This is a genomic window from Micrococcus sp. SL257 (genome assembly GCF_026625585.1).
GTDB classification, from domain to species: domain Bacteria; phylum Actinomycetota; class Actinomycetes; order Actinomycetales; family Micrococcaceae; genus Micrococcus; species Micrococcus luteus.
This window is the reverse complement of sequence record NZ_CP113053.1, coordinates 954,641-967,863: the sequence shown is the minus strand read 5'-3', so window position 1 is coordinate 967,863 and position 13,223 is coordinate 954,641. Positions and strand designations below refer to the sequence as shown.

Sequence of the window (13,223 nt, the reverse complement as noted above, 5' to 3'; positions counted from 1 at the left end):
AGAACGCCCGAGAGGATCCCATGCGCATCGGAATGCTCACCTCCGGAGGCGACTGCCCCGGCCTCAACGCCGTCATCCGCTCCGCCGTCCTGCACGGCATCAAGTCGTACGACATGGAGATGGTGGGCATCCGCAACGGGTGGTCCGGCCTGATCGAGAAGGACGTCGAGGACCTGCCCCGCTCCCGCGTGCGCGGCCTGGCCCGCACCGGCGGCACCATCCTCGGCACCTCCCGCACGCACCCCTACAACGCGGAGGGCGGCGGCCCGGAGAACATGCTCCGCAACCTGCGCGAGCTGGACATCGACGCCGTCATCGCCATCGGCGGCGAGGGCACCCTGGCCGGCGCGAACCTCCTGGCCGCGGACGGGCTGCCGATCGTGGGCGTGCCCAAGACGATCGACAACGACCTGCAGGGCACCGACTACACGTTCGGCTTCGACACGGCCGTGCAGATCGCCACGGACGCCATGGACCGGCTGCGCACCACGGGCGAGTCCCACCACCGCTGCATGGTCGCCGAGGTCATGGGCCGCCACGTCGGCTGGATCGCCCTGCACTCGGGCATGGCCGCCGGCGCCCACGCGATCCTCATCCCCGAGGTCCGCACCCCGATGTCCCAGGTCGCCGAGTGGGTGCAGCAGGTCCACGACCGCGGTCGCTCCCCGCTGGTCGTGGTGGCGGAGGGCTTCGTCCCCGAGGGCCACGACGACCCGCTGGCCGAGGCCGGCGTCGAGGCGTCCGGCCGGCCGCGTCTGGGCGGCATCGGCGAGTGGGTGACCCGCGAGATCGAGGAGATGACGGGCATCGAGACGCGCAGCACCATCCTGGGCCACATCCAGCGCGGCGGCGCCCCCACCGCCACGGACCGCGTGCTCTCCACGCGCTTCGGCATGGGCGCCGTCGACCTCGTCGCCCAGCGCCGCTGGGGACAGATGGTGGCGGCCAACGGCACGGAGATCATCTCCATCCCCATGAGCGCCGCCCTCAAGGGCCTCAAGAAGGTGCCGGTCTCCCGCTACGACGAGGCGAAGATCCTGTTCGGCCGGTGAGACCCGACCACCCCGCCGTCGGCGTGCTGGCCCTCGGGCTGGCGCGTCGGCTCGGCCTGCCCGACACCGCGCTCCTGCCCGGCGACGCCCCGGCGGCGGGCGCCGAGCCGCGCCGCATCGAGGTGGCCCGGCAGGGCGTCGCCGAGGCGGAGGTGCTGGCCCTGCCCTGGGCCACCGTCGTGGCGGGGCCGGCGTGGTTCACGCGTGCCTGCCGCGGCGTGCCCGCCGAGGCGCTGGGCGTGGAGTCGGCCCTGCTGCGGACGGCGGTGCGCGCCGCCGCCGGGGAGGCCGTGCGCTCGCGCGGCGAGTTCACGCTCTACGCCGCCGAGGAACCGCCGCCGGTCGACCCCTCGCGCACCGTCGCCGTGTCCGACGACCCCGCCCACGTCCACGCCGTGGTCGCGCAGGCCCCCGCGGACGACGTGGCCGAGGCGGGTGTCCTCTCCTGGGAGTCCTCGGTCGCGCTCGTTCCCGACGACGGCGCGGGACGGGCGATCGAAGCCGCGGTGGCGGCGGCGGGGCATCGCGTGACGGGCGGCGTGCTGGCCTCGCTGGGCACCCTCACCCCACCGCGGCTGCGCGGTCGTGGGCTCGGCCGCTACGCGGTGGCCGTGGCGATGGACCGGGCGGCGCTGGAAGGGCTGCTGCCGTTCGCCGAGGTGCAGGCGGGCCACACGGCCGCGCACCACGTGGCGATCGCCGTCGGGCTGGAGGCGGCGGGCACGCGGACCGTGCTCGCGCTGGACTGAGCGGGAGAGTCGGTCAGCGCAGGCGGCCCACGCCGCGCGGTCGGCCGACGACCTGCCCGGCGTCCGGGGACACGAGCGGCTCCTGGCTCGCGGCGATCCAGCCGCCCTCGGCGACACCGTCCTCGGCGACACCGTCCTCGCGGACCAGCAGCTCGGCGTCCACGGGCACCGTGCGCTTGAGCAGCGCCAGGGCGACGGCGCCCGCCTCATGGTGCTGGGCCGCGGCGGTGACCGTCCCCACCGGACGGGCGGCGGCGCGGGCCTCGGGCGTGTCCTCGGCCGGCCGGAGGATCACGGGGGCACCGTGCTCGGGGAGCGCGTGGACGGAGCCGTCCAGGAGCAGGCGGGTGAGGCGGCGGGGCGGGCGGCCCAGGTTGTGCACGCGCGCCACGGTCTCCTGACCGCGGTAGCAGCCCTTCTCGAGGTGCACGGCGGTGCGCAGCAGGTCCAGCTCGTGCGGGATCGCGCGGTCGTCCACGTCGAGGGCCCGGCGGGGGCGGCCGGCCTCGATGCGCAGCGCCTCGGCCGCCGTCGTGCCCGCCAGGGACCAGCCCGCGAGCACGCCCGTGCCGAGCGCGCGGACGGTGGCCTCGAGGTCGGCCCGGGTGACGAGGTACTCGCGCCAGGACCAGTCCGCACCCGGGTGGGTCGCCGGATCCGGATCGGCCGTGTAGGCCCAGCCGCCCGCGCCGACGCGCGGCCACGGGTCCAGCCACACGGTGCGGTCCTCCCAGCCGGGCACGGGCGCGGTGGCGCCCACGACGGCGACCGCCCCGGTGTGGTCCCGCAGCGTGACGTCGTGGGAGAAGCGCATCGAGGTGAGCCACGCGGCCAGGCCCGGGCCGTCCTCGCGGTCCGTGACGAGCCAGGCCGCGGTACCGTCCTCGAGCAGGTGGGCGGCGTGCTCGATCCGCCCCTGCACGTCGAGGAAGAGGATCTCGGTGCTCGTGCCGGGGGGCAGCGTCTCGACGTGCTGCGTGCCGAGCGTGTGCAGCCAGCTCAGCCGGTCCGGGCCGGACACGGAGAGCACGGCCCGGTGGGAGAGGTCGACCAGGGCGCGGCCCCGGGCGAGGGCGCGCTGCTCGGGCAGGGGGCGACCGTAGTGCGCGGCGACGCCGGCGTCCGGGCCGCGGCCCTCGACGGCGCCGCCGGCCGGCCCCTGCGGCTCGGCCACGGCCAGGTCCAGCAGCGGGCTGCGGGAGGTCGTCACGACTGCTCCCCGCGAGCCCCGCGAGGACGCTCGGCCCCCGGAGCGAGCCGACCCTCGGCCGCGCTCGGCATGCGGTCCAGGATGGCGGAGGCGTGCGCCTCGAGCTCGGCGCCCGCGGCGTCCGCGACGTCCCAGCGCCAGAACAGCTGCCCGTTCACGAGACCGGCCATGCGGGTGGCCCGGTGGTACGGGCCGGCGGCGGAGCCACGCAGGACCGCGTCCGTGGCCAGCTGCAGCTGCGGGCCCTTGATGCGGCCGTAGTACAGCTCGGACAGCGAGCCCGGATGCGTGATGGTGGCGGTCAGGCCGAAGCCCTCGTCGCCGGCGCGCAGCCGCTCGACGTCCTCGGCGGAGCGGAACGCGGGGACGATGTCCGCCGGGCGCATGCCGGGGCCGACGTCACCGTCGCGCCGCGCCCGGTCCACCTGCCAGAAGCCGGACTCCACGGTCAGCGGACGCAGCAGCGTGCCGTCCGCCTCGCACAGCCACGACTCCGCGCGGTACTCGACGAACGGCAGACCGTGCTCGGTGAAGTCCACCCGCTGGTAGAAGATCTCGGTGCCGGCGGAGCCGTCGCCGAGGCGACCCTGGCCCTCCCAGCTGCCGATGAGCCAGGACAGGGGCGCGAGCTCGGGGGTGAGGTCGTAGGGGAGTTCAGTCGCCATGGCAGATCACGGCGCGGCCCGACAGCGGGCCGCGCGTCCTCAGCGCTGGCCCTTGAAGAGGCCGCTGATGACGACCGCGGCGACGGCGGCCATCCCCAGGCCGGCCAGGACCACGAGGGCCAGGAAGAAGATCTCGAGCGCAAGAAGGGTATCCATGCGGGACATCCTACCGAGCGGGCCCGACCTGTCAGGCCAGGAAGCCCACCATGACGTGCGCCACGACGCCGGCCGCGCCCACGGGCGCCAACGCGAGGGCGTAGCCCGCCCGGCGCGGGCGCAGGGTGGTGCCCACCGGCCGGTCCTCGGGTCGCGGCCGCGACGACGGCGCCGTGGCGGCGGTCAGGGACACCAGCACGGCCACCGCGAGCGCCGCGGCCATGACGGCCGGCCGGTCCCGGGCGCCCACGCCGGCCAGCGCGGAGACGGGCCACGCGAGCACCGTGCTGAGGGGGATGACCACGAGCGCCAGGACTCCCGGCCGGCCCTGCATCCACGGGGTGAGGCCGACGAGGGAGACCGCGGCCACCGTGACCGCCAGCGTGATGACCAGCCCGGCGACCGCGGGGGTGTCGCTCCAGCGTGAGACGGCCACCCAGCACGCCGTCACGACGGCCATGAACGCCCCGCCCATCGTGGCGACGGTGGACTCGAGGCGCAGCGGCCGGCCGGTCCCGCGCACCAGCTGGACGACAAACGAGGCCATGGTGCTCCAGGCGACGACGACGGCGAGCGGCTCGAAGAGCGTCCAGGCCCCGCTGTGGCCGTCCTCGAGCGGCGGCCACAGCAGCATGAGCAGCACCGCGATGCCCCCGGCGACGGCCAGGGTGACGCTGAGCGAGAGGCGCGCGGGCGCCCCCATCTGCCGCGGCCAGCCCCAGGCGATGACCAGGATCACGACGGCGGCGGCGAGGGCGGCGGGGACCGGGCCCAGCAACGCGGCACCGCCCAGGACGAGGGCGGCGACGGCCGCACTCAGGGCCATGGACAAGCGCATCACCTGCCCCATCCTGCCAGGTGCGCACCGGCTCGGCCCTGGGCGGGCGACGGCGGGGCGCACCTCGCGGGCCACCGTCCTCCTTCCGTAGGGTGGCCGGCATGGCCGAACACCCCACCCCCACGACCTCCGACGCTGACGGCATGCCGCGCGTCGTCACCCCGCGCCCGGAGGAGGCGAGCGCCGTCCTGGACCTGGCCGACCGCGCCGGGGCGGCGGACGGTCATCCCCCGCTGTCGGACCAGACGCGCGTGCTGCTCGCCCGCGGCGGGCAGCTCTGGTGGGGGGCCACCCGGGGCCCGGACGGGGCGATCGACGGGGCGGCCGTGCTCGTGCCCGAGGGCGCGGCGGCGGTGCTCGAGCTCGTCGTCGACCCGACCGCACGCCGCACCGGCCGGGGGACGGTCCTGGCCGACGCCGCGGCCGCCGCGGTCCGGGACCTGGCTCGGGAGGAGACCACGAGCGTCTGGGCCCACGGCATGCTCCCGGGGGCGGTCCGGCTCGCCCGGCGGCACGGCCTCGAGCCCGTCCGCGAGCTGCGCCGGATGCGCCTGTCGCACGCGGCGCTCGCGGCCCTGCCGGAGGTGCGGCTCGCCGACGGGGTGGCCCTGCGCGGCTTCGTCCCCGGCCAGGACGAGCAGGCCTGGCTGGACGTGAACGCCGCCGCCTTCGCGGACCACCCCGAACAGGGCAGCCTGACCCGCGCCGACCTCGACGACCGCATGGCGGAGGACTGGTTCGACGCCGACGGCCTCCTGCTCGCCGCCCGCGAGGCGGACGGGCGGCTGCTCGGCTTCCACTGGACGAAGGTGGAGCCGGATGCCGGAGCCGACGGCCCGCGCGTCGGGGAGGTGTACGCCGTGGGCGTCTCCCCCGACGCCCAGGGCCTCGGCCTCGGTCGGGCCCTGACGCTGGCGGGGCTGCACCGGATGGCGGAACAGGGAGTCGACGTCGTGGACCTGTACGTGGACGCGGACAACACGGCCGCCGTCGCGCTCTACGCGTCCCTCGGCTTCGAGCTGTTCGCCGCCGACGCCCAGTACCGCCGCCCCTGAGACCCTCGGGCGGGGGCCGGCCGGGCACATCCCGGCGGCCTCGTATCCTGGTGTGGCCGGCCCCCGCGGGGTCGGCCACGCCCCGTGCCCTGCCCCAGCAGTCGTCGCGGCCGCCGCACCCCGAGAGGAACCCGCCCCATGCCCTCGTCCCACGCCGACCGCGTCGCCCGCTGGTCCACGGAGGACCGTGTCTCGGAAGGCCCCCGCGCCGAGGTGCTGGCCGCCGGCATGCTGCCGTGGCGCCGCGTGCCCGGCGGCCTCGAGGTGATGGTGATCCACCGGCCCCGCTACGACGACTGGTCGTGGCCCAAGGGCAAGCTTGATCCGGGTGAGACGCTGCCGGAGTGCGCGGTGCGCGAGCTGCGCGAGGAGGTCGGCCTGGAGCTGCGGCCGGGCATCCCGCTGTGCGTGACCGCGTACGAGGTGCCCGGCAAGCGGGGCGCACGTCTGAGCAAGGAGGTCTGGTACTGGGCCGCCGAGGTCGACGGCCAGCGCGCCCTGCCCGACGGCGACGAGGTGGACGAGGTCCGCTGGGTCGGGCCGGACGAGGCCCGGCGGCTGCTGACGAACGACTCGGATCGCGAACCGCTCGAGCTGCTGCTGCGTGCCGCCTCCCGGGGGCGCCTGCGGACCGTGCCGCTGCTGGTGCTGCGCCACGCCAAGGCCAAGCCCCGCTCCTCGTGGTCCCGCGCCGAGCAGGAGCGCCCGCTGGCGGCGACGGGCCGGCGGCAGGCGCTCGCTGTCGAGGGCCTCGTGTCGGCCTGGCGGCCGGAGCGGCTGGTCTCCTCCCCGTGGCGCCGCTGCGTGGAGACGCTGGCCCCGCTCGTGAAGTCCAGCCGGCTGCCGCTGAAGACCAATGGCGCGTTCACGGAGACCACGGCCCGGGAGAAGCCCAAGAAGACCCGCAAGGTGATGGCCGAGCTCATGGGCCGCTCCCGGCCGCTGGTCGTGTGCACGCACCGGCCGGTGCTGCCGACGCTGTTCGAGGTGGTCGAGGACGCGGCCGCCGGCCAGGCGGACCGCGTGCTGCGGGCCCTGCCGACCGAGGACCCGTGGCTGCGGCCCGGCGCTGTGCTCGTGGCGCACCGCGCGCTCGACCTCGACGGCGACGTGGTGGCCGTCGAGGTCTACGACCCCTGGGACGACTGAGCCGCCCGCGCCGGCCTCGGCCCGCACGACCGGGCCACCGTTGAGCGGGCCCGCCCCCGGCCCTAGGCTCGGGTCATGGAGAACACCGCCGCCCAGAGCCAGCCCGAGAAGATCGTCCACGAGCGCCTCACGGTGACCCGGGACCCGGACCGTCAGCGCTTCGAGCTGCGCCAGGACGGGACCTTCATCGGGTTCCTCGGCTACGACCAGGAGACCGTGCGCGGCGCGGACGGCGAGGACACCGTGGTCCTGCGCCTGCAGCACACCATCATCGACGAGCAGTTCGGCCGCCGCGGTTATGCCCGCGCCCTCGTGACCATGGTCCTGGACCGGCTGCGCGCGGAGGGTGACCGGATCGTGCCCGAGTGCTCCTACGTGGAGGACTACCTGCGCCGCTACCCCGAGTACCAGGACATGGTCTTCCACGGCTGACCGGGGGCGGGGCCCTGCCCTGCCGGTACCCGCCTCCGCCGGGCCGTCCACGACGCTCAGCGCGTCCGCTCGGATCGCTAGAGTGGACCGGGTGAGCATCCCGACCCCCTACGAGGACCTCCTCGCCGACGTGATGGCCCACGGGGCCGTCAAGACGGACCGGACCGGCACGGGCACGCGCAGCGTGTTCGGCCGCCAGCTGCGCTTCGACCTGGCCGAGTCCTTCCCGCTGATCACCACCAAGCGCGTGCACTTCAAGTCGGTCGCGCTCGAGCTGCTGTGGTTCCTGCGCGGGGACTCGAACGTGCGGTGGCTCCAGGAGCGCGGCGTGCGGATCTGGAACGAGTGGGCGGACGAGGACGGCGAGCTCGGCCCCGTCTACGGCGTGCAGTGGCGCTCGTGGCCCACCCCGGACGGGGGCCACATCGACCAGATCGCCAAGGTCGTGGAGCAGATCCGGACGAACCCCGACTCGCGCCGGCACATCGTCACCGCGTGGAACCCCGCCGAGGTGGACGAGATGGCGCTGCCGCCGTGCCACGCGCTATTCCAGTTCTACGTCTCCCCCGGTCAGGACGGCGCCCCCGGGCGGCTCTCATGCCAGCTCTACCAGCGCTCGGCGGACCTGTTCCTCGGCGTGCCGTTCAACATCGCCTCGTACGCGCTGCTCACGGTGATGGTCGCGCAGCAGACCGGGTTGACGCCCGGCGAGTTCGTGTGGACCGGCGGGGACGTGCACATCTACGCGAACCACGAGGAGCAGGTACGCGAGCAGCTCTCCCGCGACCCGTACCCGTACCCGCGGCTGCGGCTGCGGCGCACCCCCGCGTCGATCTTCGACTACGACTACGAGGACTTCGAGGTCCTCGACTACCGTCACCACCCCACCATCACGGCGCCGATCGCCGTCTGAGCCGAGGATGCGCAGCGACCCATGAGCCGGGCCACCCGTCCCACCGAGCCCGTGATCGCCATGATCTGGGCCCAGACCCCCGAGCGCGTCATCGGCCGCGACGGCACCATGCCGTGGCACGTCCCCGAGGACCTCGCGAACTTCCGGGCCCACACGCACGGCCACCCCGTGATCATGGGCCGGCGCACGTGGGAGTCGTTCCCGGCGCGGTTCCGCCCGCTGCCCGGGCGCACGAACATCGTGGTCTCCCGCACCCTGACGGCCACCGAGGAGGCCGGCGCGGAGCTGCGGGCCGCGGGTGCCGTCGTCGTGCCGGACTTCGGGGCGGCCCTGGCCGCCGCGGCCGAGGCCGACGGCTGTGACACCGTGTGGGTGATCGGCGGGGCGACCCTCTACGAGCAGGCCCTCGACGTGGCCTCGCGCGCCGAGGTGACCGTGATCGACGCGGACGTCGACGGCGACACGCACGCCCCGCTGCTCGACGCCCGCTGGCGGCGCACCGCCGTCGACCCCGCCCCCGACGCGTGGCTGGACTCCGCCTCCGGCCCGCGCCACCGCTTCGAACGATGGGAACGCGACTGACATGGCCCCGACCGACTCCGACCAGCGTCTGCTCTCCCCGCAGGCGGTCTCGTTCCTCGCGCTCGTCGCCCTGCCCGTGCTGGCGTTCGTGTGCGCCGTGTTCGGGCTGATCCTCGTGCTGCAGGGCAAGACCCTCGCCGGGCTGGTGTTCCTGCTCGTGCTGACCCAGGTGTTCGCCGTGGGCGGTCTCATCGCGTGGAACAAGCGGAAGCGCGCGCAGCAGGGCCGCTAGCCTGGAGGGCATGACTTCCGCTGCCCCCGCATCTGTGAACGCCCCCGACGCGGCCGCCGTGCCCACCGTGGGTCTGGTCGGCTGGCGTGGCATGGTGGGGTCCGTCCTCCTGCAGCGCATGGCCGAGGAGGGCGACTTCGCCCGTCTCCATCCCGTCTTCTTCTCCACGTCCAACGCCGGCGGTCCCGCGCCCGTGCTCGAGGGCATGGCCGGCGACCCGGGCGTGCTCCAGGACGCGTACGACGTGGACGCGCTCAGGGCCCTGCCCGTGATCCTCACCGCGCAGGGCGGGGACTACACGCAGGCCGTGTACCCGAAGCTGCGCGCCGCCGGCTGGGACGGCATCTGGATCGACGCCGCCTCCACCCTGCGCATGGCGGACACCTCCGTGATCGCACTGGACCCCGTGAACCGCGGCGTGATCGACGCCGCCCTGGCGAACGGGACGAAGGACTTCATCGGCGGCAACTGCACCGTGTCCTGCATGCTCATGGGCCTGGGTGGCCTGTTCAAGGCGGGCCTGGTCGAGTGGGGCACCGCCATGACCTATCAGGCGGCCTCCGGCGGCGGCGCCCGGCACATGCGCGAGCTGCTCACCCAGTACGCCGAGCTGGGCGGCGCGGTGCGCGCCGAGCTGGCCGATCCGGCGTCGGCTATCCTCGAGATCGACCGCAAGGTGATCGAGCTGCAGCGCGGCGGCCTGGACTCGACGCAGTTCGGCGTGCCGCTGGGCGGCTCGCTGATCCCCTGGATCGACTCCGACCTGGGCGACGGCGTCTCCCGCGAGGAGCGCAAGGCCTACGACGAGACCAACAAGGTGCTCGGACTGACCGGGGCGGACCGGATCCCGTTCGACTCGCTGTGCGTGCGGATCGGCGCCATGCGCTCCCACTCGCAGGCCCTCACCCTCAAGCTCACCCGGGACGTGCCGCTGGATGAGGTCGAGCAGATCATCGCCGCGGACAACGAGTGGGTGCAGGTGGTGCCGAACACCAAGGAGGCCACGGTCACCGACCTGACCCCGATCGCCGCGACCGGCACCCTGCAGATCCCCGTCGGCCGGCTGCGCAAGCTCAACATGGGTCCCGAGTACCTCTCGGCGTTCACCGTCGGCGACCAGCTGCTGTGGGGTGCGGCCGAGCCCGTGCGTCGCATGCTGATGATCGCCACCGGCAACCTCTGAGCCGCGACGCCGGCGCGGCGGCGCGCACCCGGCCCAGCCCCGGCCCCCGTACCCGGCCCCCCGCCCCCGGCCCCCGTTTTCGTTCGGGAAACGGCGGGTGTTCGGTCGTTGTCGTTCGGGAAACGGCGCCCGCCCCGCCAAGGGGCGCCGTTTCCCGAACGAAAGCACTCCTGGGGGCGCCGTTTCCCGAACGAAAGTGAGGGGTCAGAGGCTGGTGCCGATGATCATCGGCTCGGGGTGCAGCTCGACGCCGAAGCGTTCGCGCACGCCGTCGCGCACGGTGCGCGCGACCGTCAGGACGTCCTCGGTGGTCGCGTCGCCGCGGTTGGTCATGGCGAGGGTGTGCTTCGTGGACACCGACGCGCGGCCCCCGGCCAGGCCGGTGCCGTCGGCTCCGCGGCCGTCCGGCCCGCCCTCGCGGGGGGCGACCTCGGGCAGCCCGAAGCCCTTCGCGAAGCCCGCGCGATCGATCAGCCAGGCCGCCGAGAGCTTCACGAGCGGCGTCCCGTCCTCGGCCTGGCCGGCGGCGAACGCCGGGGCGCCGTCGGGCAGGGAGGCCCGCACGGACGCGGGCACGATCGGGTTTGTGAAGTAGCTGCCCGTGGACCACGTGTCCGGGTCCGCCGGATCGGACACCATCCCCTTGGCGGCCCGCAGGGCCAGCACCTCGCGGCGGACCACCGCGAGCGGGGCATGGGCGCCCTCCTCGACGTCGAGCGCGGCCGCCAGCTGCCCGTAGCGGACCGGCGCCGTCGGCTCGGCGTCGGAGGAGGCACGGCGCAGCCGCAGGTCGATCGAGAGCACGATCCACCGGGGACTCGGCGCGCCGGTCTCCAGCATGGAGCGCTTGATCACGGAGTCGCGGTAGCCGAAGCGCAGGTCCGCGGGCGTCAGCTCGACGACGTCGCCCGCCTCCCGGTCCCACGCGCGCAGGGCGACGAGCACCTGCGAGACGTCCGCACCGTACGCGCCGACGTTCTGCACGGGCGTCGCGCCGGCCGAGCCCGGGATGCCCGAGAGCGCCTCGATCCCGCCGAGCCCGTGCGCCACGGTCCATGCGACGGCGTCGTCCCACGGATGGCCCGCCGCGACCCGCACGACGACGGCCTCCCCCTCGTGGTCCGCGAGCCGGGCCCCGTCGCCGACGGGCGGCGCCTCACCCTCGCCGGGCACCGGCCCGTCCAGTACCCCGATGCCCTCGAAGGCCAGCCGCACGACGGTGCCGGGGAAGCCGGAGTCCGCCATGAGGGTGTTGGAACCGCCGCCGAGGACGAACAGGGGCTCGCCCGCCGCGTCGGCGGCGCGCACGGCCTCGATCGCCTCAGCCTCGGTGCGCGCGGTGACCCACGCGCGCGCGGGCCCGCCGACGCGGGTGGTGGTGTGGTCCGCCAGCCGCTCGCTCACGCGCTCTCCCCCGCGGGGTCGGCCAGGCGCACCACGGCCTGCGCCTTGGTCAGCACGCGCGGCTTCGCCGCGCCCGGGTTGGTGACGTTCAGGTCGATCCGCACGGTCCCGGCGGCCTCGTCCACGGCGCCGACCGTACCGACGACCTCGAGCGTGGCGCCGGGGACGGGCGCGCCGTCGTCGTCCGTGCGCCCCGTGGTGTCCGCGACGGGCACCATGCCGGTGAAGCGGGTCTGGTAGTCGACGACGGCGCCCGGGTCGCCCGCCCAGTCCGAGACGAGCTGCACGGCCGCGCCCATGGTGAGCATCCCGTGGGCGATGACGCCGGGCAGGCCGACGTGCTCGGCGAACGACGGGGACCAGTGGATCGGGTTGCGGTCGCCGGAGGCACCCGCGTAGGCGACGAGGTCGGCGCGGGTGAACGTGACGGTGCGCGTGCCGACCACCTCGCCCCGGGCGAGGTCGGACAGGCGGGGGGCGGTGCTCATCAGGACTCCTCTCCCCGGACCAGCAGGGTGGACGTGACGGTGGAGACGGGCGCGCCGTCCAGATCCGCGATCTCGGTGACGGTGGTGACCATGCGGTTGCCGCCGAGGGACTTCACGGCCTCGACCCGCACGGTCGCCACGACCTCGTCCCCGGCCACCAGCGGGCGGTGGTGGACGAAGCGCTCGTCCGCGTGGACCACGCGCGAGAAGTCGATCCCCAGCTCGGAATCGGCGACGACGGCGGCCTCGGCGCGCTGGGCGATGACGACGGCGAAGGTCGGCGGGGCGACCAGGTCGGCGTGTCCCAGGGCCCGGGCGGCCGCGACGTCGTGGTGCGCGGGGTGCTGGGCCTGCACGGCCTCGGCGAAGCCGCGGACCGCCTCACGACCGACCTGGAAGGGGGGCGCGGGCGGATAGCTCCGCCCGGCGACGTCGGGGTTCACGCTCAACTCGGGCCTCCTGCGGGACGGTTCTCGACTGCCGTCCAGCCTAACGGCCGGGGCGCCGCTCCCCCTGCCGGCGGGCGGCCTGGCGGAAGCGCACGAGCTGGGCGGACAGGTGCACGGCGACGCCCGCGCCGAGCACGCCCAGGGCGGTCCCGGAGACGGCGAGGCGTCCGGTGGTCCCGCCGACGACCGCCAGCACGATCCCCACGAGGAACAGCGCGGAGCCGGTCAGCACGAGGGTCCGGTACAGCCGGGAGCCGTGCTCCCACGGGGAGACGAAGCCGCGGGGCGCGGCGGTGCCGCGGGTGGGCTGGTGGGCGGGGCGACGCGTGGACATGCCCGCCAGGCTACCGGGGCGACGGACGGGCCCCGGAACGCGAAAGGACCCGGCCCCTCCGAGGAGGTGACCGGGTCCGTCCGATTCCGTAGCGGCGGGGGGACTCGATCCCCCGACCTCACGATTATGAGTCGTGCGCTCTAACCAGCTGAGCTACGCCGCCACGACACGAGAACGCCCGCACTCACGGTTTTCACGCCGCGAGGGCGGGCTCTCATGTCAGAGCCCCGACCGGGAATCGATCCCGGGACCTCCATCTTACCAAGATGGCGCTCTACCACTGAGCTATCGGGGCAACGAGGTGAGACTCTACCAGGGCCCCGGGGCCGATG

At 74.9% G+C, this 13,223-nt stretch carries 16 protein-coding genes and 2 tRNA genes; 9 read left to right on the top strand and 9 right to left on the bottom strand.

Going from position 1 to position 13,223, the window contains the following annotated elements:
- The first annotated feature begins 20 nt into the window (after positions 1-20).
- Positions 21-1,052 (top strand): 6-phosphofructokinase, encoded by a 1,032-nt coding sequence (locus OVA32_RS04545; RefSeq protein ID WP_101967413.1) that lies wholly within the window; start codon positions 21-23, stop codon positions 1,050-1,052.
- Positions 1,049-1,801, top strand: coding sequence for a hypothetical protein (locus tag OVA32_RS04540; RefSeq protein ID WP_101967412.1), 753 nt, complete (start codon positions 1,049-1,051; stop codon positions 1,799-1,801). The genes OVA32_RS04545 and OVA32_RS04540 overlap by 4 nt, the downstream gene beginning before the upstream one ends.
- A gap of 13 nt (positions 1,802-1,814) precedes the next feature.
- Here OVA32_RS04540 and OVA32_RS04535 read toward each other — a convergent pair whose 3' ends face one another.
- From OVA32_RS04535 to OVA32_RS04525, 3 genes are all read right to left on the bottom strand, one after another.
- Positions 1,815-3,011, bottom strand: a complete 1,197-nt coding sequence (locus tag OVA32_RS04535; RefSeq protein WP_101967411.1) for a YgfZ/GcvT domain-containing protein — start codon at positions 3,009-3,011, stop codon at positions 1,815-1,817.
- Positions 3,008-3,676, bottom strand: coding sequence for an FABP family protein (locus tag OVA32_RS04530; RefSeq protein WP_036337900.1), 669 nt, complete (start codon positions 3,674-3,676; stop codon positions 3,008-3,010). Before OVA32_RS04530 ends, OVA32_RS04535 begins: the two co-directional genes overlap by 4 nt.
- A gap of 187 nt (positions 3,677-3,863) precedes the next feature.
- Positions 3,864-4,670 (bottom strand): hypothetical protein, encoded by an 807-nt coding sequence (locus OVA32_RS04525; RefSeq protein ID WP_250162090.1) that lies wholly within the window; start codon positions 4,668-4,670, stop codon positions 3,864-3,866.
- Positions 4,671-4,771: 101 nt separating this feature from the next.
- Between OVA32_RS04525 and mshD the strand changes: the two genes are divergently transcribed.
- The 7 genes from mshD (at position 4,772) to asd (ending at position 10,216) form a co-directional block, all read left to right on the top strand.
- A complete protein-coding gene (gene mshD, locus OVA32_RS04520) occupies positions 4,772-5,725 on the top strand; it encodes a mycothiol synthase (protein WP_101967409.1) in 954 nt (317 codons plus the stop codon).
- 138 nt (positions 5,726-5,863) lie between these two features.
- Positions 5,864-6,874, top strand: a complete 1,011-nt coding sequence (locus tag OVA32_RS04515; RefSeq protein WP_101967408.1) for an NUDIX hydrolase — start codon at positions 5,864-5,866, stop codon at positions 6,872-6,874.
- Positions 6,875-6,949: 75 nt separating this feature from the next.
- Complete coding sequence (locus tag OVA32_RS04510) at positions 6,950-7,306, top strand: GNAT family N-acetyltransferase (protein ID WP_041103569.1); 357 nt, start codon at positions 6,950-6,952, stop codon at positions 7,304-7,306.
- Positions 7,307-7,388: 82 nt separating this feature from the next.
- Positions 7,389-8,219, top strand: coding sequence for a thymidylate synthase (locus tag OVA32_RS04505; RefSeq protein WP_210078961.1), 831 nt, complete (start codon positions 7,389-7,391; stop codon positions 8,217-8,219).
- Between the two features lie 21 nt (positions 8,220-8,240).
- A complete protein-coding gene (locus tag OVA32_RS04500; protein WP_210078963.1) occupies positions 8,241-8,801 on the top strand; it encodes a dihydrofolate reductase in 561 nt (186 codons plus the stop codon).
- Position 8,802: 1 nt separating this feature from the next.
- Positions 8,803-9,033 (top strand): NF038396 family protein, encoded by a 231-nt coding sequence (locus OVA32_RS04495; protein ID WP_210078965.1) that lies wholly within the window; start codon positions 8,803-8,805, stop codon positions 9,031-9,033.
- A gap of 10 nt (positions 9,034-9,043) precedes the next feature.
- Positions 9,044-10,216 (top strand): aspartate-semialdehyde dehydrogenase, encoded by a 1,173-nt coding sequence (gene asd, locus OVA32_RS04490; RefSeq protein WP_210078967.1) that lies wholly within the window; start codon positions 9,044-9,046, stop codon positions 10,214-10,216.
- Between the two features lie 204 nt (positions 10,217-10,420).
- Here asd and OVA32_RS04485 read toward each other — a convergent pair whose 3' ends face one another.
- From OVA32_RS04485 to OVA32_RS04460, 6 genes are all read right to left on the bottom strand, one after another.
- Positions 10,421-11,620, bottom strand: coding sequence for a UDP-N-acetylmuramate dehydrogenase (locus OVA32_RS04485; RefSeq protein WP_044659548.1), 1,200 nt, complete (start codon positions 11,618-11,620; stop codon positions 10,421-10,423).
- Positions 11,617-12,108 (bottom strand): MaoC/PaaZ C-terminal domain-containing protein, encoded by a 492-nt coding sequence (locus OVA32_RS04480; RefSeq protein ID WP_210078969.1) that lies wholly within the window; start codon positions 12,106-12,108, stop codon positions 11,617-11,619. Before OVA32_RS04480 ends, OVA32_RS04485 begins: the two co-directional genes overlap by 4 nt.
- A complete protein-coding gene (locus tag OVA32_RS04475) occupies positions 12,108-12,557 on the bottom strand; it encodes an FAS1-like dehydratase domain-containing protein (protein WP_210078970.1) in 450 nt (149 codons plus the stop codon). Before OVA32_RS04475 ends, OVA32_RS04480 begins: the two co-directional genes overlap by 1 nt.
- Positions 12,558-12,597: 40 nt before the next feature.
- Positions 12,598-12,891, bottom strand: a complete 294-nt coding sequence (locus OVA32_RS04470) for a hypothetical protein (protein WP_041103577.1) — start codon at positions 12,889-12,891, stop codon at positions 12,598-12,600.
- Between the two features lie 89 nt (positions 12,892-12,980).
- Positions 12,981-13,054 (bottom strand) — tRNA-Met (locus tag OVA32_RS04465).
- A 60-nt stretch (positions 13,055-13,114) separates the two neighbouring features.
- Positions 13,115-13,186 (bottom strand) — tRNA-Thr (locus tag OVA32_RS04460).
- Between the last annotated feature and the right edge of the window lie 37 nt (positions 13,187-13,223).

Excerpts from the sequence above, each read along its gene's own strand:
- OVA32_RS04545 (WP_101967413.1), top strand. The coding sequence starts at position 21 with ATGCGCATCGGAATGCTCACCTCCGGAGGCGACTGCCCCGGCCTCAAC.
- OVA32_RS04530 (WP_036337900.1), bottom strand. The coding sequence starts at position 3,676 with ATGGCGACTGAACTCCCCTACGACCTCACCCCCGAGCTCGCGCCCCTG.
- OVA32_RS04525 (WP_250162090.1), bottom strand. The coding sequence starts at position 4,670 with ATGCGCTTGTCCATGGCCCTGAGTGCGGCCGTCGCCGCCCTCGTCCTG.
- mshD (WP_101967409.1), top strand. The coding sequence starts at position 4,772 with ATGGCCGAACACCCCACCCCCACGACCTCCGACGCTGACGGCATGCCG.
- OVA32_RS04515 (WP_101967408.1), top strand. The coding sequence starts at position 5,864 with ATGCCCTCGTCCCACGCCGACCGCGTCGCCCGCTGGTCCACGGAGGAC.
- OVA32_RS04510 (WP_041103569.1), top strand. The coding sequence starts at position 6,950 with ATGGAGAACACCGCCGCCCAGAGCCAGCCCGAGAAGATCGTCCACGAG.
- OVA32_RS04500 (WP_210078963.1), top strand. The coding sequence starts at position 8,241 with ATGAGCCGGGCCACCCGTCCCACCGAGCCCGTGATCGCCATGATCTGG.
- OVA32_RS04495 (WP_210078965.1), top strand. The coding sequence starts at position 8,803 with ATGGCCCCGACCGACTCCGACCAGCGTCTGCTCTCCCCGCAGGCGGTC.
- asd (WP_210078967.1), top strand. The coding sequence starts at position 9,044 with ATGACTTCCGCTGCCCCCGCATCTGTGAACGCCCCCGACGCGGCCGCC.
- OVA32_RS04480 (WP_210078969.1), bottom strand. The coding sequence starts at position 12,108 with ATGAGCACCGCCCCCCGCCTGTCCGACCTCGCCCGGGGCGAGGTGGTC.
- OVA32_RS04470 (WP_041103577.1), bottom strand. The coding sequence starts at position 12,891 with ATGTCCACGCGTCGCCCCGCCCACCAGCCCACCCGCGGCACCGCCGCG.